The organism is Spirosoma endbachense (assembly GCF_010233585.1).
GTDB classification, from domain to species: domain Bacteria; phylum Bacteroidota; class Bacteroidia; order Cytophagales; family Spirosomataceae; genus Spirosoma; species Spirosoma endbachense.
The window spans coordinates 5009903-5036597 of sequence record NZ_CP045997.1 but is presented as its reverse complement, the minus strand read 5'-3'; the positions used below and the strand labels follow the sequence as shown (position 1 = coordinate 5036597).

Here is a 26695-nt window from a genome sequence, read left to right as displayed (position 1 = left end):
TCGTTTATTCTACCGGCTCTAATACCTCAGCTTCCTTATGCTTTGGCACGCGGGAGAAGTAGGAATACACCGCCGGTATGATGTAGAGTGTGAGTAAGCCAGCAAACAACAGCCCGCCAACAATGACGGTACCGAGCGAATTGCGGCTGTTTTCGGTGAGTGCAATCGGAATGGTACCGAAAATCATGGCCAGACTCGTCATCAGAATGGGCCGGAACCGGGAAGCAGCGGCTACTTTAGCGGCTTCCAGCGTACTTAATCCTGCTTCCTTGCTCTGGTTAGCAAATTCGACAATCAGAATCCCATTTTTGGTGATCAGACCAATCAGCGTTATTATTCCGATCTGGCTGAAAATATTCAGGGTCTGGCCAAAAAGCCACAGGCTGATTAGTGCTCCTGTCATGGCCATTGGAACCGTCAGTAAAATAATGAACGGATCGACCAGGCTTTCAAACTGAGCAGCCAGAACCAGGTAAATCAGCACCAGCGCAAATACGAACGCAAACATCAGGCTCGATGAGCTTTCGGCAAAGTCCCGCGATTCGCCCGCCAGAGACGTTTTGATCGTCGGCGGCAATACTTTCCGAGCGATGCGATTCATTTCGGCCACGCCGTCGCCAATGGTTTTTCCGGGTGCCAGACCCGCCGATACCGTTGCCGAAATAGCCTGATCATACCGATAGATAGCCGCCGGGCTAATGCTTTCTCTGAACGAAACCAGATTATCGAGCGAAACAATGTCGCCGGTTCGGGTGCGTACGTACATGGATTTGAGGTCATAGGGCGTATCGCGGTCCTGACGTTGCAACTGACCAATCACTTCATACTGGCGATCATTGTAGATAAAGTAACCATACCGCTGACCGCTCAGCGCCAATTGCAGACCACGGGCAATTTCGACAACGGAAATTCCCAGCTCAGCAGCCTTATCGCGGTTAATCTGAAGGACCAGTTCAGGCTTATTGACTTTCAGATCGGAATCGGCAAAGCGCAGGATCGGGCTTTTTCGTGCTTCGTCCATGAACTTGGGCAGAATCTCCGTAATAGCGGCCAGATTGGTTCCCTGCAACACATACTGAACGGGTTGAGCCTGTCCAAAACGGCTACCAATGGTCGGCGGTTGAACCGGGAATACCATCACTCCCCTAAAATTCTGTACATTCCGGGAATAAGTCGCGAACACATCAGCCTGGGAGGTTTTTCGCTCATCGGCCTTTTTGAGGAAGGTGTTCTGAATGGCTATATTGACCGGAGCCGGTGGGCCAAACGTCAGTGCCAGAATGGAATACGTCTGAAATAAACCCTGCGTAGAATCGACCGAGAATTTGGCGATCTCGTTCATGTACTTCTCCGTGTACTCGTACGATGATCCTTCCGGCGCAATCACAGCCAGGCTAATCTGCGAACGGTCTTCCAGCGGAGCCAGCTCCGAAGGCAGTTGCTTTCCGATGATGTAGATCAAGCCGAACGTAACGATCAGCGTTGGGAAAGCAACCCAGCGATAGCGCAGGAACCAGCCCAGTGATTTTTCGTAACCCCGGTTCAGAGCCACAAAATACGGCTCAGTTTTCCGATAGAGCCAATTGGGTTTGTCCTGCCGTTTTAGCAGATAAGCGCTCATCATGGGCGAGAGTGTCAGCGCCACAAAGGCTGAAACCAATACAGAACCCGCTACGACTACCGCAAACTCCTGGAACAACTTTCCGGTAATGCCGGGTAGAAAAAGAATCGGCAGGAACACAGCCGCCAGCGTAATGGTCGTTGAGATAACGGCGAAATAGATTTCCGACGAGCCTTTAAAGGCAGCCTGCAATGGCGACATCCCTTCTTCTACTTTGGCGAAGATATTTTCCAGTACCACAATGGCATCATCAACCACGAGTCCAATCGCCAGTACCAGCGCCAGCAGCGTCAGAATGTTGATCGAGTAGCCAGCTATGTACATGATGAAAAAAGCGGAGACAATCGACACCGGAATCGCCACCACCGGAATGATGGTCGAACGCCAGTCGCGCAGGAACAGGAACAGAATCAGGATGACCAGACCGAACGCAACGAACAGCGTTTCTTCGACTTCCGAAATTGAATCACGAATTGGCTCCGTAAAATCTTTCCCAATCGTCAATTGATAATCAGCAGGAATTTCCTTGCGTAGTTCTTTCAACCGGCGGTAAAATTCATCGGCAATCGCTACCGCATTGGCACCCCGTTGTGGCTCAACAAAGACACCAATCGTCGGCGAGTTTCCTTTCAGACTGTTCAGAATGGCAGTTCGCTCGTTTTCCGCGCCCAATTCGGCATAACCAATGTCTTTGAACCGAATTATGCTGCTACCCTCCTGCTTGACGATCATGTTGTTGAAATCGTCTTCTTTGGTCAGGCGACCCAATGTCCGAACCGTTAGTTCGTTGCGGTCGCCTTCGATACGACCCGATGGCAGATCCACATTTTCTTTCCGTAAAGCCTGTTCAATATCAGATGGAGTTAGTTGATAAGCCGCCAGTTTGGCCGGATCGATGCGAAGCCGCATGGCGTATTTTTTCTCTCCTGCAATACCCACCCGTTTTACGCCCGGAATGGTCTGCATACGTTCTTTAATGACCGTGGAGGCAATATTGCTGACTTCCAGAATACTGCGGGTTTTGCTTTCCACAGCCATAAAAATCACGATATCACCACTGTTGGCTTTTTCCACAATGGGCGGATCGACATCGCCGGGCAACAGCCGCCGGGCTTTGGTCACTTTGTCGCGAACGTCATTGGCAGCCGCTTCCAGATCGGCATCAAGGTTAAATTCAACCGTAATCACACTGGCGGCTTCACGCGAAACCGACGAGATGGTCCGAATGCCATTGGCCTCGCCAATCGATTCTTCCAGTGGTTTTGTAATCTGATAGGCGATTACATCGGGGCTGGCCCCAGGATACGTTGTTGTAACGGTAACGATAGGCGAGTCGGTGACGGGGTATTCCCGAATACCGAGGTAGGTAAGCCCAACGAAACCAAACAGAATAATCAATACTGAGAGTACTCCAGCCAGTACTGGCCGCTGAATACTAATTCCCGATAAACTCATGATTGGGTAAATTTTGATTCAATAATGATGAGAAGGCCTTGTTAATAAATGCCTAGTCAACAGTAGAAATAGTTACGGGAACACCCGTATCGAGCCGTAATAAATTGGTTGTCAGAACCGTATCGCCGATCGATAAACCATCCATGATCTGAACCATGCCTTTGGTGCGGCTACCGGTTTTCACGTCACGTCGTTCGGCGCTTCCGTTTTTGAGTCTGAACAGTGAATAGCCTTTTGCATTCGGGATGAGCGCTTCTGTCGGAATCAGGATACCATCCTGAGCAACGTGCAAAGCAAAGGCGATTTTAGCGGACGATCCCGGTACGAGTTTGCCATCCCGGTTCTCGCTGACGGCTTTTACCAGCAGACTGCGCGTATTTGACTCCATTTTGGGTTCGGTAGCGGTGACTTTGCCAGCAAACGAGCGATTACTATTCTCGGTCGTAAAGTGAATGGTTTGACCGGGCCGAACGTCGGAAGCGTATTTTTCGGGAATGGTAAAGTTGATTTCTACCCGACTGACATCGTCAAATGAACTGAGCACAGTAGAGGGCGTCACATAGGCGCCAACATCGACCCGTTTTAAACCCAGCCGACCGGCAAAGGGAGCGCGGATCTCGGTTTTCGCCAGATCCACATCAATCATGGCGATTTCGGCCTGTAGTACGTTCAGGTTGGTTAACACCTTATCATATTCCTGCTGATTGACCGCTTCGGTAGCCAGCAATTCGCGGAACCGTTTTTCGTCGAGCTTAGCCAGTTTTTCCTGGAGGGCGATCCTGCGTTTTTTTGCCAGTAGATCAGCATCGTCTAATTTGTATAGCAGCGTCCCCTGCCCTACGAAACTTCCTTCCCGAGCATACACCCGAACCAGTTTACGAGCCACTTCACTTACCAGATCGACTTCCTGATTAGCTGCGATGGTCCCTGTAGTCTGGAGTTCGTCTGTAATTGTTTCGCGCTTAATGACAAAAACATCGGTAGCCACTTTGTTTTCGGCGGGCGGTGTTGATGGAGCTTTCGTATTCGAAGGCTCTGGCTTATTGGAGAAAAGCTTCGGCGTGATAAAAAAAAGCGCAACCGTTAAGGCAATGATACCGACGATGAGCGATTTTGTTCGACTATTGATCGTTTTCATACTAATTGAGGTTGTATTGTTTTATTGTTCTACAATTATCGAACTTTAATTGTTTTATGGATATCGAACAAGTGTGCCTGCCGGATGGTTTCCTAAACGTGAAAAAAATCAAGTGAATTATTTTTAGTCGACTAATCGTTGTAGTAGCAATTACTGTAGCTACGTCTTTTCTGGTAGCTACCAACGAGCAGAAATTGGAAGGAGTAGACTTATGAAACAGTACCAGCATCCCACCGCCGACCAGATTACCTTGACTGGTGTGCTGCACGCTCTGAGTGATCCGGTGCGGCTAAACTTTATACAATGCTTAGCTAAACTTACGAGCGAGTCGCCCTGTGGGGCCATTCCGTCGCCCGTTGCCAAATCGACCATGTCGCATCACCTACGCGTGTTGCGCGAGGCCGGTATTGTTCATATCCGAACCGAAGGCACCCAGAGTTTAACCTCGTTGCGACTATACGAACTGGAAGCAAAATTTCCGGGTCTGCTGGATTCTGTCCTGAAAGCTGCCGACGAAACGAGCCCCCTTACAGAAACAGAAAAGTAGCTTAGCGATTCAGGAAACGGGATTGAGGCTGCGTCGCGCAAAGCCTCAACGACCCGGTGTCCTAACTTTTACATTTCATTGACATTCTTTTACAGGTGCCTGTCAGGTGATGCTTCAGGGTCCAATACATTTGCCCAAATGGACATGGTGCACCGATGAACAACTTTGGCAGAACGTTAGCTTATATCTTTGGGTTTATTCTCAGCTCTAGTTACTACCCGGCTTTGGGCCAGGAAAAAGAAACCTGGATTACGAAACCGCAGGCTCAATGGCCCCTCATTTCGATGATCAATGAGGTTTGGTTCCAAAATGGGGAACGCTATGTACATCCTTCCTTTGACTATGTTGCTACCGGCTTTCTGATCCAGACCGGTACAGATACACTAGCCGTTACCGCCAAGCATGCGTTATGGGCTGCCAAAACAAAAGCGATGAAATCGGTGGATTTTGGCGGTGCGCTTCAAAAATGGCTCATGCATCCTAAAAATAACCTGGCCGATTCGGTATTGATCGATTATTTACTGAATGCCGATTCCACAGAAATACTCTCAGGCAGGCAATCGACCATTACCCAGCGCGACTGGCTTGTTTTCAAAACAAAATACCATTCACCTGCCATTCAGCCTTTAAAGCCCAGATATACACTGGCAAAGCCGGGAGAAAAGGTATATATTTTTGCCTGCCCTTATCAGGAAAAAAACTGTGTGATCTATAGCGGACACGTACTGGAATCGAAAGGAAACCGGCTGATTATCACGAGTGATACGTCACAAAAGGTTTCCGGGTCCAGTGGCTCGCCCATTGTCGATGAAAACGGGTATTTACTTGGGATTCTAGGCGGTAGTTCGGTTAATAATAAAACAGGAGAACCGGCCCTGTATGGTACAACCACTCATTATCTGCAAAAAGTACTTCGTCAAACCCGGCCTCTGAACGTACCCTTAATCTCGATTGGAGAGACCTTGCTACCCATCATTGACAAGCAGGGTATTGATCAGGCCGTAAGGTATTATCGAACCTTGTATAAGCAGGATCAAAGTCACTTCATCTACACCTTCGATTCTCAGGAACTCAATTCGTTAGCCGATAGGCTCGTGCGGGAGAAAAAGCTGAATGAAGCCGTCCAGATTTACCTTCTTAGCCTGTCTGAGTTCTCCTGGAGCTCGGGCACCTACTATTCGCTGGGAAACACGTATGCACTAATGGGAAAAACCCAACTCGCCAGACAAGCTTACACGCGATCGATCCAACTCTCTCCCGACAATAAGGAGGCTAAGCAAGCACTTGACAAGCTTTCCAACCAGTAAGTATCTTTCACGCCGTCTGGCCTTCTTTCTACTTATTTATCGAATGTAACTAGTGCCATCAATGGTTGTTTTTCTAATCCGTTTCACCCGTTACTCCATGCAGTTCAGGTAGTTCTTTATGCAGTTCAGGCAGTAGCTTCTGGCTCAACCGGTGCCCGTCGTTGTACGTTTGCATCGTTCCTCAGGAAAACCAGAAACAACAAATACTGTCATGAAAACATTTACTCGATTAGCCGTTCTGGCGCTTGCCCTGGTCTGTTCAACAGACTTGGTTCTGGCCCAGCAATCGGTTCGGCGACCAGCACCGAAAACCGTTTCCGCAGCGAAAAAACCCGTCGCAAGGCCAGCTACAAGTCAGGTCCGTAAGCCGGTAACGGCCACAACCGCTCCCAAAACGCAGATACAGGCACCTGCTCCGGCAGCCAGTCCGGCACCCGCAGAAACTCGCCAGGCGCCCGCTACACAAACAGTAGCACGTCCGCAACCAGGGGCTCGTCCTACAGCAGCCCGTACGTATAGCACAAGATCTTCGCACCGAAGTCACGCGGTGTATCTCAATGCAGGAATTGGATTAGCCACTTATTATGGTGGGGGGCTGCCACTAGGCGTCTCGGTGGAAGTAGAAGCAAAAAACAACTTTTCTATTGGTGGCTCAATCGACTACTACCACTACAATTACGGCTATTATTCAAGCGGTTATAATTTCGTCTACGTCGGAGCCCGTGCTTCCTATCACCTGGGCGAAGCATTGAATGTTCAGAACAATAGCTTCGATCCTTACGTAGGTGCATCGCTGGGTTTCCGGTATGCAGGGGGTGGTGCTTATAGTTATAGCTATTACGACTATGGTAGCAGCTACAACAGTGGGGTATTCATCGGATTACATCTGGGAGCCCGGTTTATGTTTGCTCCGAAAGTCGGTGCATTTGCCGAAGTAGGGTATGGCGTATCGGCCGTTAAATTGGGGCTGACGGCTAAATTTTAAGTAAATCCAGCCAATCAGAAGGTACGCATCTCGTCATCCTTGCTTGACAATGACGCTAGCTTAAGCCTGGATCGGCCTGGTGCGTACCTACTGAAAACAACACTAATGATCAACTACAACCATGAAAACAACCAGACACATTCGCACCGTTCTTCGCACTGAGCGGGCACGGTTACTGGGAATGGAAACTATAGTTTCCCGCCCTGTTCGTCGGACGGCTACTTTCACAACGGGCCGGTAATCGTACCGCCCCGCCAGTCCATAAACTGATTTATGACTAGTACTTTCAGCTCAAGGTGTAGCCCTTATCATACAATTTGATAAGGGCTTTTTTTGTGGTTAGCGGTTCATAAAAGCGGCTCTCAACCTCCGCTTAGTAAATAAATCACCCAACTCTACTTATAATCTATTTTACCACAATTGGGCACATACTGAAATTGCAAGCTTAGCGTTTTCCGGGAAACATCCTATTTCATGAAAACAACCTTACTCCTGTTATTGGTTAGTCTATCTATTGCCAGTCGGGCACAGCCTATTTCGCAACAGGTACATACGAAGCCAGGTGTAAATCCCTTCACCCGAAAAAGCTGGCAAATCGGTATTCAGGGAGGTTATTCCAAAGCAGAATTCATATCCAGAAATAGTACAATACAGCTTTATGGTGGCTATTTTGTAGCAAATAAGCTTTCAATGGGTTTATCGGGCACGTGGGTTGCTGAATGGACACGCAATGTTTTGCATGAAAACACACTCACAATAGGTCCTGCAATACGGTATCAACTGACTCAAACACGCATTTCGCCATTCCTGGCGGCTTCTTATCAAATTGGCGCACGTACGCTTACCATTGCTAACGTTACCGTTAATCCAGCAGCCGTTGTTACCGTCATAACAACGCCAACAGGATCATACACTACGATTAGCGGCTCAAATTTTACGTATAGTTCCAGCAATAAGCCTACTGCCATCCATTCACGATCACTTACAGCAGGGATAAGCGTTGGCGTAGTCTCATCAATGCGTGTAGATGTTGCGCTTAACTGGCAGGGTAATGCATTTCCGGCTTATCCAGAAGTAAAACGTGAGCTTTTCCAACTCCAGTTTGGCCTTAATTATCAGCCGGGTGCTACGTACCGCTATTCTCTTCGGAGAAAACCAATCCATTAGCTACAAATTCAGGAGTCGCTTCAGCTTGTCGTAAAAGCCGGTATTTCGAAACGTAAACTGTTTGTGGAGAATGTAATTACTGATAAAACTCAGGCCCATTCCTGATGTATGCGCTACTAATTTATTGACATTCACTTCTTTCACCGACGAAGGAATTTTAACAATAATTGACTGGAATGTTTCGACTGAAAACGTGTAAAGCAGCGAAGAGCCGTAAACTGTGATGATGCAGGATAGTACTGAAACAAGCGTGAACTTGGCAATTTCCCGTCGGGTTTTGGCCGAGTTTTTTGCGTTAAAAGCAAAGAGTTTAGTCAGGTAGAATCCAATAAAAAAAGCAGCTACATAACCAGCGAGCAGCGCCTGCTCATACGTTACCTGAAACCATTCCTGAAGTAAAGTACCAACTACCAGTTGCAGTGAAGCGCCAATAGCAGCGACAATAAAATAAGCAATGAGATCTCTTCTGTTGAATAGTTGGCTATTCATAAATGCGTTAAAATGAAACGGCAAAGATAGAGAAAAGCACAGTTAGCTTATTGCCGTTCAGGAAACCACATCCAGATTCAGCCATTATTGTAGTATTCGGTTGCACCAGAATTTTAAAGTTCAGGCATTAATCCGATACGCAATTCTGCCCTTAAAGAAAAAGGAGAACTAAGCTCTATTGTACCCTCGTCAACCATTCAGGCATAGGCGCTCATAACCAGTCACATACAAAGAGTGATCCATTACCTAACCGTTTTTTCAAGACTGGATGCTTGTCCAGATTATAACGTTTCCAGTTCATTCGGCGGTTATTCCTATTGAGCCCCTGCTTTTGTCAGTTGATACAGGATACCCTTCTTCTCCCCTCATCCAGCCGCCATTTTTGTGTCATCAAACCGACAAGGTTCGGTTAACCTCCTTCTTTTTTCACCAAAAACAGCATTGATCCTAATGAACTCTCTTTTCTCTTTCCGGCGCTCAGCACTGCTTGTGCTACTGGTTGCCGCTTCGCTTTCTGCCTGTAAAAAGGAAAATACAGATGCTGCCCCTGATCTGGCTAGCCGTGTAGCCGGTTCATATAATTTCTCGGAACTGGTCACTGGCGGAAAAGCCTACCCTGCCAGCGAAACCAACCTGAAGGGTTCTATGAACATAACCCGCCAGACAGCGACTACCGTCTCCATTGATGTAGCCATCAAACTCAAATCGACGAATGAGTTCTTCATTGAAGATTCGGCCGATAATGTTACAGTCGTTGAGGCAGGTAGTGGCAAGGTGGAGTACCGTCTGAATGGCAATGTGATCGCAACGAGCAACGGCAACAAGTTAAGCATCAGTGGCGAAGACGATAATGGCGTTGAACTAACCGTCTCCGCAACCAAGTAAACAAACCCCCTCTTTTTTAACTACCGCAACAGCGGATTAAAACCATGAACACTATCAAAAAATTTACCTTGCTGGCATTAGCCACCCTTACTCTGTCAGGCTCACTCACCAGTTGCGCCACCGTTTTCGGCGGACGTGTCACCGAAGCTCAGAAACGCAAACCGATGCCCGGTGAACCCCAGCGGCAAGTTCGCACCGGAGCCCTGATTGCCGACATTCTATTGTTCTGGCCGGGCACTATTGTTGATTTTGCAACCGGTGCCATTTATAAACCACAACGTGGAGCAACGGCGCAAAAAACACCAGCGGCCCAATCCAGTGCTACTCAGAAACAAACAAATTAAATGTTAGCCTGTCACCAGGTTTATAAGACAAATCCCCGGCGAGTAATTGCCGGGGATTTGTCTTAATGTATACCACACGGACAATCGTGGGTCAATAGGCTGCATACGTATTTGAGTATTTACCTATATAATTATATTGCGAATTGAAACCCGTGATTAGCGGAATGCAACCCACTACCTTGTTTCTGCGCCTTTAATCATGGTGAGTGAATATTGAAAGCACAAATTGCGGAAACTTCTTAACCCTGATTTTGCTCAATTCATTGCCCGGTTCATACAGTTGATGTATGTGTCAGATGCGGTGCACGTTTGGCATTATTATCTTTATTTTCGTTTAGAAGCCTATTGTGGAAATCTGATTTTCGCCAAACCACCCTGATCAATAAGCGACGTAAAAATTGTCTATGAATAAGTCAGTTCGTTTTTCGCCCCTGGGACCGTTCTGTTCCCATAGCAGGTGGACCTACGTCCTGGCTGTACCTTGTTTTGCTATTCTGTTCGGCCATCTGTTTGTCGGCGATAGCTATTGGCATGATGGATGGGTATTTGCGGAAGCGACGGTTCTTAACGGGTTTATCCTTTCTGGTACTTTTTTTACGCAGAGTCAGGTATCCAAAAAAATCACTCAATGTTGCCCCCGTTTCGAGCAGACGACGCGCCGTATCCTGACAGCTCTTTTGGCTCAAACGACCCTGTCAGCATTCTTCCTGACAATTACGGCTACAATCTATAGTCAATTGCGGTTAGCTGGTTCTACGTTTACCTACGAAGCGCTAATCCAGGCTTACGTAGTTACGCTGGTTTTTACGGTACTGGCAGTTGGTATGGATGAAACAGTTTACTCACTGAACCAGTGGCAACAAAATCAGATCAATAAGGAAAAACTAAAAGAAGAAAACCTGAAGGGACAATTACAGGGACTCAAAAATCAGGTCAACCCGCATTTTTTGTTCAACAGTCTCAATTCACTTTCGTCGCTGATTGCCGACGAGCCGCAACGAGCTGAGCAATTCGTTGACCAGATGGCCCGCGTGTATCGGTATATGTTACAAACCAACCGAAGCTCCGAGCTACTCCTGACTACTAATCAGGCCAACGACGATGAGTTGACAACGCTTGATGCAGAGCTGGCTTTTATCGACTCGTACTATCATCTGCTCAAAACCCGGCACGGAGACGGCCTGCACCTTCATGTCCGCGTATCCGGTCACTATCGTCAGCATCGACTCCCCCCCCTTACGTTGCAATTGCTTGTCGAAAATGCGGTTAAACACAACATTATTCTGGCGAGCCGACCTTTGTCTATCGAGATAGACATCACAAAACAGGGTCACCTGTGCGTACGCAATAATCTTCAGCAAAAAGCAACCCGACCCGGATGTACTAAAATCGACGAACCGGAATCAACCCAGGCTGGACTGGCCAATATTCGGGCAAAATACCAACTGCTGGCCCAAGCGGAACCCAATATTGAAACAGGCCCGGACTTTTTCACAGTTACCATACCTCTTTTAGCAAAAGCCTCTACTACCACATGAATGCATTGATCGTTGAAGACGAAGAATTAGCCGTACGCAAACTCCAGAAACTATTGCATGAGGTAGAACCTACCTTAACTATTGAGGGCGTAACAGCCAGTATTGAAGATACGGTAGACTGGCTTGAAAACCGACGGGCAGCCGGACAACCTGAACCCGATCTTATTTTTCTGGATATTGAACTGGCTGATGGACAAAGTTTCGAGATTTTTGAGCGGACGTCGGTAAAAAGTACGGTGATTTTCACAACCTCCTACGACGAATATGCCTTGCAGGCGTTTAAGGTCAATAGCATCGATTATCTGCTTAAACCCGTTCAACGCGACGACCTGCAACGGAGCCTCCAAAAATATGAATCCCTGCGCGGCAAGCCAGTCAATGACCCCGTTCATAACATCGAGAAACTACTGCAACAAATTCAGCGGCAGGCCCCACGCGACTACCGCCAGCGGTTTCTGGTCCGGCAGGGGCAGCGCCTGCTATCTGTTGAAGTGGGCGAGATTGCTTATTTCTTCACCGAAGACCGCTACAGTTTTTTCACGACCCATTCCGGCCAGAAGTTTCTGGTTGATTATACACTGGATGAACTGGCCGACAACCTCGACCCGAATCGATTTTTTCGGATTAACCGGGGTGTTCTGGTTACGCACCAGGCCGTTGATCAGATGCAGCCTTATTTCGGAAATCGGCTCGCTTTAAATCTGCGGCCTGTTTTTGATAAAGAAGCGCTGGTAAGTCGCGAAAAAGTCAGTGATTTCAAGACCTGGATGGGCAAATAATACCCTCCGGATCTCATCACAGCGAATCTTTTTTAGCTTTACCAATCGGCACTCCTACCCCAAATGCCCTGGGATCGCTTGGCGGAACGGTTTTACCTTTCCGCTTTTTGCCGTTATTCGGAGGAGCTACGACGGCATTTGGATCTGGTGTCGATTGAAGCATCGTTCCGGGTCCCGATAATGGTGTATCAACCCCTGGTATGGGAACTCGCGTTGTTGTCGAGGGTTCGCGGGGTGTTTTGGTTGAGTCGATCTGGCCAAAACAAATTGAGCCACACAAACTAATTGACAGGAAGAATAAGACCGAACGCATACGAAAAGTTAGTTAGTTGAGTAAATCGTTTTAAACTAACCTTCTCTTGGTTAGCTCTCTTGTCAACTAACAGATGTAGGTAACAGTTTAAGCAGGTTGTAGTCAGAAAGTAAACTTTACCGAATCGCTTCTTTTGAAATGGCTATCCAAGCGTTTCAGCTTACTCCTATGCCTACCTACAAACGATTCAAGCGAACAAACTTCCTGCTGATCATTGGTCTACTGACCAACCTGAGCATTGGGGCCTATGCCCAACAGAAATCAACGGGCATATTTGACGGGCAGAATACGATTGGTACGGCCACTCAACCCATTGCCGCCCGCTACGCTTCTGCCAGTCAGGAGTACGAACTAAGTAGCGTCGGAACGGTTCAGGATGGGGCCAACTTTCTGTGGAAACGAATCAAAGGCGATTTCATCGTTTATACACGCGGACGTTTACAGAGCAAAGAACCCGGCCATAAAATCGGCTGGATGGCAAGAGCTACCCTTGAGCCTGGTTCACGGCAGGTAAGTGCGGCCGTTTTTAGCAATGAGCCTGCTTCGCTGGAATTTCGTCGATCAGGCGATGGCTCTATAGACCAGACCCAGACTACGGTCAACAACGCCGACATCATCCAGCTTGAGCGACGCGGCAATACCTACACAATTCGAGCGGCCCTGTTCGGAGAACCGTTTCAGGTTCGGGAAATCACAGAAATCAACCTGGGCGATGAAGTCTACGTCGGCTTATTTGTCAGTACTTCTCATAAAAATACTCCGGCAAAAGGTGTATTTCAGGATGTGCGCATTACGGTACCAGTTAAGGCAGACGCAAAGCCGGGACGAATGGATTTAGGCAGCCGGATCGAATTGCTGGACATTGCTACGGGCAAGCGTGAGGTCATCCATACGGCCCCCAACTCCATCCAGGCTCCCAACTGGACAACCGATGGTAAAACCCTGATCTACAACGGGCAGGGAATGATTTACACCTTCGACCTAACCAGTCGGCAGCAGAAAGTGCTCAATACAGACAACATTAAGAACAACAACAACGACCATGTTCTGTCTTTTGATGGGAAACTCCTGGGGCTAAGCAGTGGTGTCAGTGAACTGGGCGGATCGATCATCTACACCGTTCCTGTAACGGGGGGAACGCCCAGGCAGATTACGCCTAAAGGCCCTTCGTATTTACACGGATGGTCGCCCGATGGCAGGAGTCTGGTATTCTGCGGTTCGCGAAACAATGAATATGATGTCTATAAAGTATCGGTCGATGGTGGCCCCGAGGTTCGGCTAACCGATGCCAAGGGGCTCGACGATGGGCCGGAATTTACGCCCGATGGCAAGTATATTTATTTCAATTCGAACCGTACCGGCACCATGCAAATCTGGCGTATGAAACCTGATGGTAGTCAACAGGAAGCGGTTACGGATGGTGAATTTCACGACTGGTTCCCTCATATTTCACCAGACGGCAACTGGATCGTTTTCCTGTCGTTTTTGAAAGACGAAGTGGCTGCCGGCGATCACCCGGCCTATAAGCACGTGTACCTGCGTATGATGCCGATCAAAGGAGGCAAACCTACCGTTATTGCCTACCTCTATGGCGGCCAGGGTTCCATTAACACGCCTTCGTGGTCGCCCGATAGCAAACGAATTGCCTTTGTCAGCAATACCGATGTGAGTACATTAAGCCCGATTGAAATAACGGGTAACTAATCAATTAACCGCCACCAGGGTATAGTAAGCCAGCCGGCGAATTATATATCCGAAGGCAGATCCCATTAACCTTAATTAACATAATGAAAACAAGACGTGAGTTTCTTAAAGCATCGGGCTATCTGGCAGCCGGTGCCGTTTTAGCACCAAACCTGGCAAAAGCGGCTAAGGTGAGCAATGTGGGTATTCAATTATATACCGTCCGCAAAGAAATGCTGGCCGATGCGGCAGGAACGTTGAAACAGTTAGCCAAAATTGGCTATAAGCAACTGGAATCAGCCCGCAGCGATAAAGGCAACTTTTACGGTTTGAAACCTAAAGAAATCAAGAAGATAGCCAGCGATCTGGGCATGACCGTACGCAGCGGACACGTTCACATCGATAAAGACTGGCAACGCTCGATCGATATGGCGGCTGAAGCGGGTCAAAGTTATCTGGTCTGCTCGTCGTTACCGTCGGAGGGGCAAACGGTGGCCAACTACCAGCGGTGCGCCGATACGTTTTCGAAAGCCGCCGAGGCCTGCAAAAAAGCAAACCTGGTATTCGGTTACCACAATCATGAGTATGAATTCGAGAAAGTAAATGGCAAGGTTCTGTACGATATTCTGCTGGAACGCACCGACCCAAAGCTGGTAAAAATGGAAATGGATCTGGGCTGGGTTATTGTAACGGGCAATGATCCACTGGCTTATTTCAAAAAATTCCCAGGGCGTTTTCCGCTATGGCATCTCAAGGACATGGATAAGGTCAAAAAGGAAAGCACTGAATTCGGTAAAGGGCAGATCAATATCAAGACCATGCTGCAGAATATCGACAAATCGGGCATGAAGTTCTTCTTTGTTGAACAGGAAGAATACCCCAAAACAGCCATGGAGAGTGCCAAATATGATTACGATTATCTGGCAAAACTCACCTATTAACGCTTCTCTATTGAACAAACCCCAATAGTCTACAGTGATCGCAATGCTAAAATCAGTTTATCTGGCACTCATGTTCGTGCTTGAAATAGTGATGCTTATCATACTGGGCTATTGGGGTTTTCATAATACGAACAACCGGTTTGCAGGCTATGCACTGGCCATTGGCCTGCCCTTGCTGGCGGCCGTTTTGTGGGGCCGATTTGCAGCCCCCAAATCTGCACACCGCTTAGCGCTTCCCTATCGAATCGTGTTCAGCCTGACGCTATTTGGCATTGCCGCGTTGTTGCTATTTAAAACAGGGCACATTACCCTCGCCATCGTTTTTGGGCTAACCGCCTTAGCTGGACAGTTAACGGCCCTATTTTTTGAACGATAAGGTTATACTCCACTTCAGGCCTTCAGGAACAAAGATTCCAGCTATTTCTCAACTATGCTTATTTTATAAAGCTATAGTGAAATAGTGCACTTTGATAAAACATATTTTCTAAAAGAATATACTAATCAGAAACATTATACTTACAGAAATGTAAATTAATTGAAGCCTATTTGGTTAATATGTTTACGCATCTACCATTTAATATATTTTTCGTGTCTTAATTAACGCTATCCAGTCTAACAATTAATAACGCCCTGCATCATTATTTAGAATAAATAAATACAACCTGAACTGCGCCCATAGAGTATTATGCATACTTCATTAACTGACGAGAATATAATTCGCTTATACTTACCCAATCAGCCAAATCAGTGTTTCGAAACACTCTATACGCGATACGTTAATAAAGTATATCGGCGCTGCTTATCGCTCACTCAGGATTCTGCAAAAGCCGAAGATTTTACCCACGACATCTTTCTGAAGGTATTTGATAAATTAGATAATTTTCAGGAACGAGCCCGTTTCTCAACCTGGCTCTATTCAATCGCCTATAATTACTGCCTCGATCAAATTCGCATTTCCAAACGAATAAATACAGTCGCCATTGACGACAACGATGATCTTGATATGCCTGACATTCAGGAGTCTGCACTCCGCGAAGAAACACTCCATATGGTGAAGCGGGCTATGGATACATTATCCAAAGACGAGACAGAACTCCTCCGACTTAAGTATGAGGATGGCATGAGCATTGATGAAATTGCTGATTTATATGACCTTAAGGCTAGTGCGGTTAAGATGCGACTTAAACGTACTCGCGACAAGATCCATAGGCTCTATGAGCAGCAATACAACAGCTAATTTATTGCTGAAAAAAATTTTAGCAAATTTCAGGTGACCGAACCAGGAGGTCTAATTCTAAATACCAAAACCTCTACTAGCCAAAAGTTACTCTAAGCCCAATCTTAATGATTGGGCTTTTTGTTTTTTGCCCGACTCCATACAACTAGAGGCTCTCGCGACTAAGTAATTTTCCTTATCAATATTAATAGAAATTATACGATTACATTTTTCATTAAAAATATCAATATATATCTCTATAACTAAGTACATAAAATACACATGATTATTCATTTAAGAAACAAAAACATACCAATAGAAAGTATTTATTGAACATATTAGATAAAATAAATCTAAAGTGAAGCGAATTACGTACGCAACCAAATCGACAAACGGCCATTAACTAACCCAAGGTAGCCTATGACTAAGTTGTTATCGGATGAGGAGATGATTCGCGTTTATTTACCTTCACAACCAACTCACTGTTTTGAGACACTTTATAATCGCTACGTCAACAAAGTATACCGTCGCTGTCTATCACTAACCCAGGACTCAGTCAAAGCCGAAGATTTTACTCACGATATCTTTCTGAAGGTATTTGACAAATTAAGTGCATTTCAGGAACGCGCTCGTTTCTCAACCTGGCTCTATTCAATCGCCTATAATTATTGCCTCGATCAGCTTCGGCTGGCCAAACGAATCAATACCATTACGCTTGGTGAAAGTTCAGAATATGACCTGCCAGAGACCGACGAAACCTCTCTGCGCGATGAAGCTATCCAATTAGTGCAGCAGGCGGTAGAACGACTGTCGCCGGAAGAAACGACCCTATTACGGCTCAAGTATGAAGACGGCATGAGCATTGATGAACTGGCCACTCTCTATAATATTAAAGCCAGCACCGTTAAAATGCGGCTCAAACGTAGCCGCGATCGAATTTATCGTTTATACGAAAAACAACATAGCAGCTAATTAACCTACCCTTATTAGCTTATTATTCAATCAATTATACCCTTTACGATCCGATAATCAATCAACTTTATGATGACTATCGGATCGTATTTTTGTCTTCCTGGGTTGAAAACCGTGTATGCGTGCAATAACGCTACAGTATAATTCTGCTTTTGGCGGACTCCGGCTGCGTACCCACTTTAATTTACGTCTTTACCCTGCCCAAGCTGCAGCAATAAACGTTCAACGTTGGCTTTATTAGCGGCATCTGGTGCCAGTGCGAGGGCTTTTTTACCCCAATCTGTAGCCTGTTTATAATCACCAGCCGCCGAGTAGCCGCGCATCAATCCCATGTTCGTCATGAACACGTTCGGATACTTTTTAGCCAGTCCCTGAAACAGTTCCAGGGCTTCTTTGGCCTTTTTCTGGCCGATCAGTTGCCGCCCATATTGATACGACTCCTGCATGCTGGCCAGCGGTAGCGCTTCTTTCATCAATACATCGGCCTCCGCACCTCGATTCAGCATAGTCAGCAAACGAGCTTTTGTACGAAGTGTATTGAAATTCTTTTCGCCCACAAACTGACCACCAATGGAATAGTCGGCCCAGCGCAGCCCTTCGTCAAGGTTGATGTTATGATCAGCGCAGTATGCAGCCGCCTGTTGGTATGCCTCCGCCCGAAATCCTTTTTCGCTTCGCAACTCATTACGCAGCGACGCAAGCTGGGTCTGAACCAGACTGACGGATACTTTAAACGGAATGGCCCATTTCTCCCATAATAACGACACCACTGCCGAACTATCGGTTTCGTCGCCGAATTCAAACTTAAGACGTTCTACTACTGGTTGATTTTTGACTGGCTTGACCGCCACACGCAGTACATCTTCTTTGGGATCGTAAAAGTAGCTACCCCATGAACTGGCATTTTTTGAAAAAATAACCGTTACGTCGTTTTCCTGAACAGCCATCATCAGTCCATACGTCCCGGCGGCTAATGGCTTGCCCCCAATGGCAACATCCGTACTGAACGAAATGGTCGTGTTTTCATTGGCACCAGCCCGCCAGGGTGCTTCTTTGCTGGTACCGAAAGCCAAATCCTTAAAGCCGTAATGCACCAGCTGACCCCAGATTTTGTCTTCGCGGCCTTTCACCGCTGGGCGGTTGTAATTAATGGTAACGTCCGTAATACCAATGCGTTCAGAGACTAACGCTTTTTTGTTACCACCATCGGGTGGAAACGTAAGCTGCGCCATAGTCGACAATGACCAAAGACACAGTGAGCTTATTAGTAGACTAGTTTTTTTCATGGTACTGATACTTAATTAGATAGGAGGTGGTAAACTTCATAAGCCTTTCGCTCAGAGCCGTGCCACGGTTACTAATGCTGTTCCTGATAACCGTGGCACGGCTCTGAGCGAAAGGCCTACTTAATAATCGACTAAGAGTAAAAATACTTATCGCCCAACCGGACAGGCAAAGTGAACCGTATGGACGGGCTTCTGTGTTGATAAAAGGTATAAGACTATTTCTCCTGACCGGGTTAGACTTTCGGCTTTCGTGCCCCAGTCTATTTCCATATCTTTGCACTCATTTTTTAACCGCATGGGCCTACCTGCATTTCTATTCGGGACGACTCGTGCAATACGATTATTCCAGGCGTGAAGTATCAGCAATATGAGTCCCTTGATTACGCGAAGATCGCGGCCGAGGTTTTAACGTATTGGAACCAGAATCAGGTTTTCGAGCAATCCATCGCTATTCGCGAAGGGAAGCCAACGTTTACGTTCTACGAAGGCCCGCCGTCGGCCAACGGAACGCCGGGTATTCACCACGTAATGGCCCGAACGATTAAGGATATTTTTTGTCGGTATAAAACCCTACAGGGCTTTCAGGTCGAGCGTAAGGGCGGATGGGATACCCACGGCCTGCCTATTGAGTTACAGGTCGAAAAAGAACTCGGCATCACGAAAGACCACATCGGCAGGCCCGAATCCGAAGGCGGCATCAGCGTTGAAGAGTACAACCGCAAGTGCCGCGAAACAGTCATGCGCTTCACCGACCAGTGGAACGATCTGACCCAAAAAATGGGCTATTGGGTTGACCTTGACAATCCATACGTCACCTATAAAAACGAATACATCGAATCAGTGTGGTATTTGTTGAAGCAGTTATACGATCAGAACCTGCTCTACAAAGGCTACACCATTCAGCCCTATTCACCCAAAGCCGGTACGGGCCTAAGCTCACACGAGTTGAACATGCCGGGCACCTACAAGGATGTTCGTGACACAACCATTGTAGCCCAGTTTAAGGTGAAACCCAGCGGCAAATCGGGGTTCCTTTTCTTCGACTCTGCCGATGCCGATGTATATATACTGGCCTGGACCACCACGCCCTGGACATTGCCCGCCAACTCCGCCCTCACCGTCGGAGCGAACATCGACTATGTGCTGGTAAAAACGTACAACCCATATACACACCTCATGGTGCATGTGGTGATGGCTAAAAACCTGGTCGGACGCTGGCTTAACGAAAAAGGGCAGGTCGATACGATTCACAGCCCCGCCTTCGATACGTATTTGCCGACCGATAAAATAGCTCCGTGGACCATCGTTTCTGAGTTTAAAGGCCTTCACCTCGAAGGTATCGAGTACGAACAGCTCATGCCTTACGTCACTCCGGAAACCCCTGCATTCAGAGTGATTCTGGGGGATTTCGTTACCACCGAAGATGGTACCGGTATCGTGCATACATCGCCAACGTTTGGTGCCGATGACTTCAGAGTTGCCCAGGCTGCCGGTATACCACCCATCATGGTGAAGGATGAAACCGGCAAAGATGTCCCCATTGTGGATAAGCACGGCCTGTTTGTGGACGAAATCACGGATTTTGCCGGACGCTATGTGAAGGAGGAATATTACTCCGACGAAGAACGTGCTGATCCGGATTTCAAGCCAACCGACGTTCTGATCGCCATCAAGCTCAAAGAAGAAAATAAAGCATTTCGGGTCGAGAAATACGAACACCCTTACCCGCACTGCTGGCGGACCGACAAGCCGATCCTGTATTATCCACTCGATAGCTGGTTTATCCGCACGACGGCCAAGAAAGATCGGCTGGTAGAACTGAATAAAACCATAAACTGGCAACCCGAAAGCACGGGCACGGGCCGTTTTGGCAACTGGCTCGAAAATCTCGTCGACTGGAACCTCAGCCGAAGCCGGTTCTGGGGAACGCCGTTGCCTATCTGGCGCAGCGAAACAGGTGAAGAAGTATGCGTTGGGTCGGTCGATGAATTAGTGAAAAATTGTGAATTAGCGAATGAGCAAATGAGCGAATGGGTTCGTGAAGGAAAAACCGAATACCAACCCTATCTCGACGCTAACTCTTCGTTCATTCAATCATTCAATCAATCAACATTCGACCTGCACCGACCTTACGTTGATGAGGTTTATTTCGTTTCGGAATCGGGCCGAGTCATGCAGCGGGAGTCGGACCTGATCGATGTTTGGTTCGATTCAGGGGCTATGCCGTATGCCCAGTGGCACTATCCGTTTGAGAATCAGGATGTATTCCAAAAGGCATTCCCGGCTGATTTTATCTCGGAAGGCGTTGACCAGACGCGCGGCTGGTTCTTCACGCTTCATGCCATTGCGGGGATGCTATTCGATTCGGTAGCGTTCAAAAATGTGGTATCAACAGGTCTGGTGCTCGATAAAAACGGCAACAAAATGTCGAAACGACTCGGCAACGCTGTCGATCCGTTCGCGACACTGGCACAATACGGTGCCGATGCTACGCGCTGGTACATGATCACAAATGCCGAGCCCTGGGATAACCTTAAGTTTAATACGGAAGGTATTGGGGAAGTGCAACGAAAATTATTCGGTACGCTGTCGAATACCTATAATTTCTTCGCGCTCTATGCCAATCTTGATGCGTTTCATTTCGATGGCCGAACAGTCCCGGTAGCCGAACGCCCCGAACTCGACCGCTGGATTCTGTCGAAACTACAATCGCTGATTCTGGAGGTTGAACAACAGTTCGATAGTTATAACCCGACCAAAGCGGGTCGTGCTGTTCAGGATTTTGTGAACGATCAGTTGTCAAACTGGTACGTTCGTCTGTCGCGTCGGCGGTTCTGGCAAGGTGAAATGACGATCGACAAGCGCGCAGCTTACGAAACACTGCACGAATGTCTGACAACCGTGTCGCAGCTCATGTCGCCCATTGCGCCATTTTATGCGGATTGGCTCTATCGTAATCTGACAGGCGGAGACAAATCCGTGCACCTGACCGACTTTCCGGTGGCCGAACGATCCTTGATCGATACCGAACTGGAAATATCGATGGAATTGGCTCAGGATACCTCCTCGCTGGTTCATTCATTGCGTAAAGGCCATAAACTGAAAGTTCGCCAACCACTGAGCCGGGTACTTATCCCCGTTCTTAGTACGGATACACGCCGACAAATCGAACACGTTGCACCCATTATTATGTCGGAGGTAAACGTGAAAGCCGTTGAATTTGTGGACGATGCCAGTGGTATTCTGAAAAAGAAAGTCAAGCCAAACTTTAAAGCCCTTGGCCCAAAATTTGGCAAACAGATGAAGGAGGTTGCGGCTGCTATTTCAGCCATGACTGATGACGAACTCAAGGAATTAGAAGCCGTTGGCAGTTGGCAATTGGCGGTTGGTACGATTGCGCTATCCGATGTTGAAATTCTGACCGAAGACATTCCGGGGTGGCTCGTAGCCAGCGAAGGCGGGCTGACCGTTGCGCTCGACGTAACGGTAACCGACGAACTGCGTCAGGAAGGTATTGCCCGCGATTTTGTAAACCGGATTCAGAACCTCCGGAAAGATCGCGACTTCTCGGTTACCGACAAGATCCGAATCTCACTGGAGCGCAACGACGACCTGCTGGTCACTGCTATTGAGGCCAATCGGGAGTATATTCAGCAGGAAGTTCAGGCGGTTTCGCTTGATTTAGTGGGTGATCTGAACGGTTCAGCAACGGAATCCACGGCGGCAGAAATTGAGATGGATGAATTTCAACTTCGGGTTAAAGTCGAGCGTGCGTAAGCCGTTAACTAACAATACAAATAGGTTATTCATAAACTAAAAAGGTCGCCTTGCGTAAGGGCGACCTTTTTAGTTTATCGGTCCTGGGGTATCACAGCAGAGCTTTCTGTTACGACTGATAATGAATGTTACATAAAGTCCTAATAAATAGACAGTCGGCACGAAACTTGTAAGGGATAATGCAAGACCTATTCGTCCATTCTGGCAGCCGATTTCAAGTAAGCCAGATAGTTTCTGCCTGTTCATCTTCTAAATCACAACACAGCCTTGATGGAATCTTTACAAAACACACTTCGATCCTTTGTTAATAGTTATCAATCTGTCATGTGGCGACTTCGTGAATGCCGGCTTAACGATGAACAATTAAGTACGCTTATAGGTCTTAGCAGCGGAGCTGTGCGTAATCGTCGTGCAAAACCTGACCTCTGGAAACTCTCGGAAGTAGAACGATTAGCTGCTTTTTTCAATGTGCCAACAACTGCCTGCCATCAAATGAATCAACTTCTCCATGAGTTGCCCAATCGGTGGACAATTATGCACGAAAGTGAGCGTCGACGAATTGAGCGCCTGTTATCGGTCAGACGGTCTCAGTTTGAAACCTATAACCATACCGACTGGCCAGTGCGTCACCTTCTCAAAATGCATCGGGTTCTGGCCGTTGATAATGAGTAGCCATTCGAGCTTGTATACCTCTGAACGGCAACACTCATAGCACCTGGCTGATACCGAACAGAATTACAAACAGCAGGGTTGATAAGGCAAGTTGGCCAAGTCGGGCGTTAAGCTCGGCCGGACGTTTGTGGGTAGCAACAGCCCGCCCGTTCAGCACGAACAAGGGAAAAGCAAGCACATAGCTATACCCCGATAACGTGGCATCGGTCAGGAAGGAATAAGCCAGCGCACAAAACATACCGGTAAGTAGCAGCCCCCAATGGTAACGGATGGCCAGTTGTAAACCCAGTCTCGCCGGAATTGAACGTTTACCGGTCAGCGTATCAGTTTCTATATCACGGATATTATTGATATTCAGCACACCCGTAGCGAACAAGCCAACGCTGGTAGCGGGCAGAAGCAGAATCGGGCTGAACGATAACGTATGCAGAAAATACGTCCCCAACACACCTACCCAGCCGAAGAAAATCAAAACGGCGATATCGCCAAAACCAGCATAGCCATAAGGACGCTTCCCATTGGTATAGCCAATAGCGGCCGCAATACTGAGCAGACCAAGAACCAGAAAAAACCAGAACAGCTTTGGGCCTGCATCAAAAAAGGCGACGACCAAGAGCCAGATACCGCTAATCAACGACAACACCGCCGTTACAATAATGCCCCGCATCATTGCTTCTTTGGTGATGTCTCCAGTAGCAACGGCCCGGCGCGGTCCGACACGAAGTTCAGTGTCTTTGCCCGATACAGCGTCGCCATAATCGTTGGCAAAATTGGAAAGAATTTGCAGGCAAATAGTCGTCAATGCAGCCAGCAGGGCAATCTGCCAGCTAAAATGGCCGGTAGTTGTCGATGATCCGGCGGCCAGGAAACTGCCCAGAATAATACTGGCCAATGCCAGCGGTAATGTGCGCGGTCGAGCCGCAGCAATCCAAGACTTCATACTGAATACTGTAAAATGAACAATGGATAATGATCAGACTGGCGATGAACCAATCCTGTCATTATCCATTGTTCATTACTCATTTTACATTACATGCCAATGGCTTTCTTAAACTCTTCGTCTTCTGGCTTTACTTTAGAAGCAAAGAAATGAGTTAATTCGCCTTTTTCATTGATAACATATTTGCAGAAATTCCAGGTTGGAACCTTGTCATTCCATCCATTCAAGTCTTTGGTAGTAAGCCATTTGTACAACGGAGCCTGATCTTCGCCCAAAACCGACACTTTCTCGAACATCGGGAATGTAACGCCGTAATTTTTCTTACAGAACTCAGCAATTTCTTCGCTGCTACCTGGCTCCTGACTCTTAAAATTATTAGCTGGGAAACCCAGTACTACAACCTTATCACCGTGTTCTTTATAAAACTTTTCCCAGTCAGCATACTGTGGGGTAAAGCCGCATTTCGAGGCTACATTCAGAATCACAACCTTTTTTCCTTTAAATCCGCTCAGAGCAACAGGTTTGCCATCAAGCGATTTTACGGTGAAATCATAAAGGCTTTTGGTTGGGGCCGGGGCATTAGACGGAGCGACCGCTACTTCGCGTTTGTCGCTGAAAATACCTTTAACGAGGGTAGATAAAGACATAAAACTGCTTGCAAAAAAAGCTACGGCAACGACTGCCAATAGAGTTACTGTTTTTTTCATGGTTATTTGGTTGTTGTATAGAGTTTGGAAGGAAATGTTTGCTGAACCTGAAGGACTGGATTTACATTTTTTCAGGCACCTCTATGCCCAATAAACCCATTGCCTTACGAATAGTTTCACCGACTGATTTAGAAAGGATTAAACGTGTATGTAGCTTAACCGCATCCGTTTCTTTCAGAATCGACAGTTTGTCATAAAACTGATTGAATGTTTTCGCCAGTTCATAGGCATACTGCGCAACATACGATGGTGCATAGGCATCACCTGCTTCGGCCACCCGCTGTGGATACTGGCTTAACAGGAACACCAGTTGCTGCTCAATTTCATCAAGTTCAGTTGTTGTAACCGATCCTTCCAGCGAAACACCCATATCACTGGCTTTTCGCAAAACCGACCGTATACGGGCATGAACATACTGAATATAAGGCCCCGTATTGCCGTGTAAATCAACCGATTCAGCCGGATTGAACTGCATCCGTTTCTGCGGGTCAACTTTCAGTAAATAATATTTCAATGCACCGAGTCCCAGCATTTTGAAAAGGGCTGTTTTCTCATCGTCACTGAATTCATCGAGTTTACCTTTAGCCGCTTCATCGGCAGCAGTCGAAGCCGCGTCGATGGTTTCCTGAATGAGATCATCCGCATCGACAACCGTACCCTCGCGGGACTTCATCTTACCCGTCGGCAAATCGACCATGCCATACGACAGGTGATACAACCCATCGGCATACTCCCGGTCTAACCGATGCAGAATCGCAAATAGTACATTGAAATGGTAATCCTGCTCGTTGCCTACAACCCAGATCTGCCGATCATTATGGAAATCCTGAAATTTCAGATCGGTCGTGCCAAGATCCTGCGTCATGTACACCGATGTACCGTCGGAGCGAAGAACCAGCTTCTGATCCAGTCCCTGTTCTGCCAGATCGATCCAGACAGAACCGTCATCTTTACGATAGAACACGCCCTTTTGTAACCCTTCTTCAACAATTTCTTTCCCCAGCAGATACGTATTCGACTCGTAATACGTCTTATCGAAACTAACCCCGATACGCTGGTAAGTAGCATCGAACCCTTCATATACCCAGGCATTCAACTGGCTCCAGAGCGCTACCGTTTCAGGATCGCCCTGCTCCCATAGCCGCAGCATTTGCTGCACTTCGAGCATCAGCGGGGCTTTTTTCTCGGCTTCTTCTTTGGGCATCCCCTGCCCTACCAACTCTTCTATCTGCGCTTTGTAAGCCTTATCAAAAAGTACATAATACTTCCCGATCAGGTGATCGCCCTTCATGCCCGTCGACTCAGGGGTTTCCCGATGACCCGACTCATCGGCACTAAACCGCTTGTAAGCCAGCATCGACTTACAGATGTGAATACCCCGGTCGTTGACAATGCAGGTTTTTGCAACAGTATACCCGTTGGCGGCCAGAATCCGGCTGACCGAATCGCCCAGAAAATTATTACGCAAGTGCCCAAGATGCAGCGGTTTGTTGGTGTTCGGCGACGAAAACTCAACCATAACCGATTGTTCCTTCCTGGGTGATGTGCCAAAAGCGGGGTTGGCCGAAATGTCATTCAGCACGGTAACCCAGGCGGCATCGGCAATACTGATGTTCAGGAATCCCTGCACAACGTTAAAACCGCTGACAATCGAACTGTTCTGCGTTATCCAGCTACCAATCGCCTGTCCGATCTGGGCAGGAGCCTGTCGGAGCGCTTTGGTGAGCGGAAACGTCACGAACGTATAAAGACCTTCAAATTCTTTCTTCGTGGGTTGGAGTACAATTTCGCCCGCATCCTGTTGATACAGCTCCGAAATGGCCCGTTGAATGGTATGCTTTACTTCTTCCTGAATATCCATTGGTTTGCGAAACCGCACGAACGGGCGGTTTTCCGGGTGCAAAAGTACGAAATGTAGTTCGGCTGTTATGTA

General features: G+C 47.4%; 23 protein-coding genes. 15 read left to right on the top strand and 8 right to left on the bottom strand.

The window, feature by feature from the left end:
- Positions 1–4: 4 nt before the first annotated feature.
- On the bottom strand, positions 5–3076 hold the full coding sequence (locus GJR95_RS20295; protein WP_162387595.1) for an efflux RND transporter permease subunit: 3072 nt from the start codon (positions 3074–3076) through the stop codon (positions 5–7).
- Between the two features lie 52 nt (positions 3077–3128).
- Positions 3129–4214 carry an efflux RND transporter periplasmic adaptor subunit gene (locus GJR95_RS20290; protein WP_162387594.1) on the bottom strand — a complete coding sequence of 362 codons (1086 nt, stop codon included), beginning with the start codon at positions 4212–4214 and terminating at the stop codon, positions 3129–3131.
- A gap of 211 nt (positions 4215–4425) precedes the next feature.
- Between GJR95_RS20290 and GJR95_RS20285 the strand changes: the two genes are divergently transcribed.
- The 4 genes from GJR95_RS20285 to GJR95_RS20270 all read left to right on the top strand — a co-directional run bounded on the left by GJR95_RS20285 (position 4426) and on the right by GJR95_RS20270 (position 8220).
- On the top strand, positions 4426–4761 hold the full coding sequence (locus tag GJR95_RS20285; RefSeq protein ID WP_162387593.1) for an ArsR/SmtB family transcription factor: 336 nt from the start codon (positions 4426–4428) through the stop codon (positions 4759–4761).
- A gap of 155 nt (positions 4762–4916) precedes the next feature.
- Positions 4917–6068 (top strand): trypsin-like peptidase domain-containing protein, encoded by a 1152-nt coding sequence (locus tag GJR95_RS20280; protein WP_162387592.1) that lies wholly within the window; start codon positions 4917–4919, stop codon positions 6066–6068.
- 211 nt (positions 6069–6279) lie between these two features.
- Positions 6280–7053: a hypothetical protein gene (locus GJR95_RS20275; protein ID WP_162387591.1), complete on the top strand. Its 774-nt coding sequence runs from the start codon at positions 6280–6282 to the stop codon at positions 7051–7053.
- 474 nt (positions 7054–7527) lie between these two features.
- On the top strand, positions 7528–8220 hold the full coding sequence (locus tag GJR95_RS20270) for a hypothetical protein (protein WP_162387590.1): 693 nt from the start codon (positions 7528–7530) through the stop codon (positions 8218–8220).
- On the opposite strand, the gene GJR95_RS20265 is transcribed toward GJR95_RS20270, so the two are convergent.
- Positions 8221–8709 carry a GtrA family protein gene (locus tag GJR95_RS20265; RefSeq protein WP_162387589.1) on the bottom strand — a complete coding sequence of 163 codons (489 nt, stop codon included), beginning with the start codon at positions 8707–8709 and terminating at the stop codon, positions 8221–8223.
- Between the two features lie 450 nt (positions 8710–9159).
- Here GJR95_RS20265 and GJR95_RS20260 point away from each other — a divergent pair, with 450 nt between their 5' ends.
- From GJR95_RS20260 to GJR95_RS20245, 4 genes are all read left to right on the top strand, one after another.
- Positions 9160–9594 (top strand): hypothetical protein, encoded by a 435-nt coding sequence (locus tag GJR95_RS20260; protein WP_162387588.1) that lies wholly within the window; start codon positions 9160–9162, stop codon positions 9592–9594.
- A gap of 44 nt (positions 9595–9638) precedes the next feature.
- A complete protein-coding gene (locus GJR95_RS20255; protein ID WP_162387587.1) occupies positions 9639–9938 on the top strand; it encodes a hypothetical protein in 300 nt (99 codons plus the stop codon).
- Positions 9939–10342: 404 nt separating this feature from the next.
- Positions 10343–11476 carry a sensor histidine kinase gene (locus GJR95_RS20250; protein WP_162387586.1) on the top strand — a complete coding sequence of 378 codons (1134 nt, stop codon included), beginning with the start codon at positions 10343–10345 and terminating at the stop codon, positions 11474–11476.
- Positions 11473–12255: a LytR/AlgR family response regulator transcription factor gene (locus tag GJR95_RS20245; protein ID WP_162387585.1), complete on the top strand. Its 783-nt coding sequence runs from the start codon at positions 11473–11475 to the stop codon at positions 12253–12255. Before GJR95_RS20250 ends, GJR95_RS20245 begins: the two co-directional genes overlap by 4 nt.
- Before the next feature lie 16 nt (positions 12256–12271).
- On the opposite strand, the gene GJR95_RS20240 is transcribed toward GJR95_RS20245, so the two are convergent.
- Positions 12272–12568, bottom strand: coding sequence for a hypothetical protein (locus GJR95_RS20240; RefSeq protein ID WP_162387584.1), 297 nt, complete (start codon positions 12566–12568; stop codon positions 12272–12274).
- A gap of 168 nt (positions 12569–12736) precedes the next feature.
- On the opposite strand from GJR95_RS20240, the gene GJR95_RS20235 reads away from it, so the two are divergent.
- The 5 genes from GJR95_RS20235 (at position 12737) to GJR95_RS20215 (ending at position 17380) form a co-directional block, all read left to right on the top strand.
- Entirely contained in the window at positions 12737–14272 is a 1536-nt protein-coding gene (locus GJR95_RS20235; RefSeq protein WP_162387583.1) for a TolB family protein, read from the top strand.
- A gap of 83 nt (positions 14273–14355) precedes the next feature.
- Positions 14356–15192, top strand: a complete 837-nt coding sequence (locus GJR95_RS20230) for a sugar phosphate isomerase/epimerase family protein (RefSeq protein WP_162387582.1) — start codon at positions 14356–14358, stop codon at positions 15190–15192.
- A 43-nt stretch (positions 15193–15235) separates the two neighbouring features.
- Positions 15236–15568 (top strand): YrdB family protein, encoded by a 333-nt coding sequence (locus GJR95_RS20225; RefSeq protein ID WP_232541253.1) that lies wholly within the window; start codon positions 15236–15238, stop codon positions 15566–15568.
- Between the two features lie 309 nt (positions 15569–15877).
- Positions 15878–16429 carry an RNA polymerase sigma factor gene (locus GJR95_RS20220; RefSeq protein WP_162387580.1) on the top strand — a complete coding sequence of 184 codons (552 nt, stop codon included), beginning with the start codon at positions 15878–15880 and terminating at the stop codon, positions 16427–16429.
- Positions 16430–16828: 399 nt separating this feature from the next.
- Complete coding sequence (locus GJR95_RS20215) at positions 16829–17380, top strand: RNA polymerase sigma factor (RefSeq protein ID WP_162387579.1); 552 nt, start codon at positions 16829–16831, stop codon at positions 17378–17380.
- Positions 17381–17559: 179 nt separating this feature from the next.
- On the opposite strand, the gene GJR95_RS20210 is transcribed toward GJR95_RS20215, so the two are convergent.
- Complete coding sequence (locus tag GJR95_RS20210) at positions 17560–18612, bottom strand: DUF2911 domain-containing protein (RefSeq protein WP_232541252.1); 1053 nt, start codon at positions 18610–18612, stop codon at positions 17560–17562.
- Positions 18613–19008: 396 nt separating this feature from the next.
- Between GJR95_RS20210 and ileS the strand changes: the two genes are divergently transcribed.
- Positions 19009–22443 (top strand): isoleucine--tRNA ligase, encoded by a 3435-nt coding sequence (gene ileS / locus GJR95_RS20205; protein ID WP_162391789.1) that lies wholly within the window; start codon positions 19009–19011, stop codon positions 22441–22443.
- A gap of 324 nt (positions 22444–22767) precedes the next feature.
- On the top strand, positions 22768–23115 hold the full coding sequence (locus GJR95_RS20200) for a hypothetical protein (protein ID WP_162391788.1): 348 nt from the start codon (positions 22768–22770) through the stop codon (positions 23113–23115).
- A 34-nt stretch (positions 23116–23149) separates the two neighbouring features.
- Here the strand turns inward: GJR95_RS20200 and GJR95_RS20195 are convergent, their stop codons facing one another.
- The 3 genes from GJR95_RS20195 to argS all read right to left on the bottom strand — a co-directional run bounded on the left by GJR95_RS20195 (position 23150) and on the right by argS (position 26623).
- Positions 23150–24055: a 1,4-dihydroxy-2-naphthoate polyprenyltransferase gene (locus tag GJR95_RS20195; protein WP_162387577.1), complete on the bottom strand. Its 906-nt coding sequence runs from the start codon at positions 24053–24055 to the stop codon at positions 23150–23152.
- Positions 24056–24144: 89 nt separating this feature from the next.
- Positions 24145–24762: a glutathione peroxidase gene (locus tag GJR95_RS20190; RefSeq protein ID WP_162387576.1), complete on the bottom strand. Its 618-nt coding sequence runs from the start codon at positions 24760–24762 to the stop codon at positions 24145–24147.
- A gap of 61 nt (positions 24763–24823) precedes the next feature.
- Entirely contained in the window at positions 24824–26623 is a 1800-nt protein-coding gene (argS, locus tag GJR95_RS20185) for an arginine--tRNA ligase (protein WP_162391787.1), read from the bottom strand.
- Between the last annotated feature and the right edge of the window lie 72 nt (positions 26624–26695).

What these genes read in the sequence shown, in the direction of transcription:
- GJR95_RS20295 (WP_162387595.1), bottom strand. Translation starts at nt 3,076, where the DNA reads ATGAGTTTATCGGGAATTAGTATTCAGCGGCCAGTACTGGCTGGAGTA.
- GJR95_RS20290 (WP_162387594.1), bottom strand. Translation starts at nt 4,214, where the DNA reads ATGAAAACGATCAATAGTCGAACAAAATCGCTCATCGTCGGTATCATT.
- GJR95_RS20285 (WP_162387593.1), top strand. Translation starts at nt 4,426, where the DNA reads ATGAAACAGTACCAGCATCCCACCGCCGACCAGATTACCTTGACTGGT.
- GJR95_RS20280 (WP_162387592.1), top strand. Translation starts at nt 4,917, where the DNA reads ATGAACAACTTTGGCAGAACGTTAGCTTATATCTTTGGGTTTATTCTC.
- GJR95_RS20275 (WP_162387591.1), top strand. Translation starts at nt 6,280, where the DNA reads ATGAAAACATTTACTCGATTAGCCGTTCTGGCGCTTGCCCTGGTCTGT.
- GJR95_RS20270 (WP_162387590.1), top strand. Translation starts at nt 7,528, where the DNA reads ATGAAAACAACCTTACTCCTGTTATTGGTTAGTCTATCTATTGCCAGT.
- GJR95_RS20265 (WP_162387589.1), bottom strand. Translation starts at nt 8,709, where the DNA reads ATGAATAGCCAACTATTCAACAGAAGAGATCTCATTGCTTATTTTATT.
- GJR95_RS20260 (WP_162387588.1), top strand. Translation starts at nt 9,160, where the DNA reads ATGAACTCTCTTTTCTCTTTCCGGCGCTCAGCACTGCTTGTGCTACTG.
- GJR95_RS20255 (WP_162387587.1), top strand. Translation starts at nt 9,639, where the DNA reads ATGAACACTATCAAAAAATTTACCTTGCTGGCATTAGCCACCCTTACT.
- GJR95_RS20250 (WP_162387586.1), top strand. Translation starts at nt 10,343, where the DNA reads ATGAATAAGTCAGTTCGTTTTTCGCCCCTGGGACCGTTCTGTTCCCAT.
- GJR95_RS20245 (WP_162387585.1), top strand. Translation starts at nt 11,473, where the DNA reads ATGAATGCATTGATCGTTGAAGACGAAGAATTAGCCGTACGCAAACTC.
- GJR95_RS20240 (WP_162387584.1), bottom strand. Translation starts at nt 12,568, where the DNA reads ATGCGTTCGGTCTTATTCTTCCTGTCAATTAGTTTGTGTGGCTCAATT.
- GJR95_RS20235 (WP_162387583.1), top strand. Translation starts at nt 12,737, where the DNA reads ATGCCTACCTACAAACGATTCAAGCGAACAAACTTCCTGCTGATCATT.
- GJR95_RS20230 (WP_162387582.1), top strand. Translation starts at nt 14,356, where the DNA reads ATGAAAACAAGACGTGAGTTTCTTAAAGCATCGGGCTATCTGGCAGCC.
- GJR95_RS20225 (WP_232541253.1), top strand. Translation starts at nt 15,236, where the DNA reads ATGCTAAAATCAGTTTATCTGGCACTCATGTTCGTGCTTGAAATAGTG.
- GJR95_RS20220 (WP_162387580.1), top strand. Translation starts at nt 15,878, where the DNA reads ATGCATACTTCATTAACTGACGAGAATATAATTCGCTTATACTTACCC.
- GJR95_RS20215 (WP_162387579.1), top strand. Translation starts at nt 16,829, where the DNA reads ATGACTAAGTTGTTATCGGATGAGGAGATGATTCGCGTTTATTTACCT.
- GJR95_RS20210 (WP_232541252.1), bottom strand. Translation starts at nt 18,612, where the DNA reads ATGGCGCAGCTTACGTTTCCACCCGATGGTGGTAACAAAAAAGCGTTA.
- GJR95_RS20200 (WP_162391788.1), top strand. Translation starts at nt 22,768, where the DNA reads ATGTGGCGACTTCGTGAATGCCGGCTTAACGATGAACAATTAAGTACG.
- GJR95_RS20195 (WP_162387577.1), bottom strand. Translation starts at nt 24,055, where the DNA reads ATGAAGTCTTGGATTGCTGCGGCTCGACCGCGCACATTACCGCTGGCA.
- GJR95_RS20190 (WP_162387576.1), bottom strand. Translation starts at nt 24,762, where the DNA reads ATGAAAAAAACAGTAACTCTATTGGCAGTCGTTGCCGTAGCTTTTTTT.
- argS (WP_162391787.1), bottom strand. Translation starts at nt 26,623, where the DNA reads ATGGATATTCAGGAAGAAGTAAAGCATACCATTCAACGGGCCATTTCG.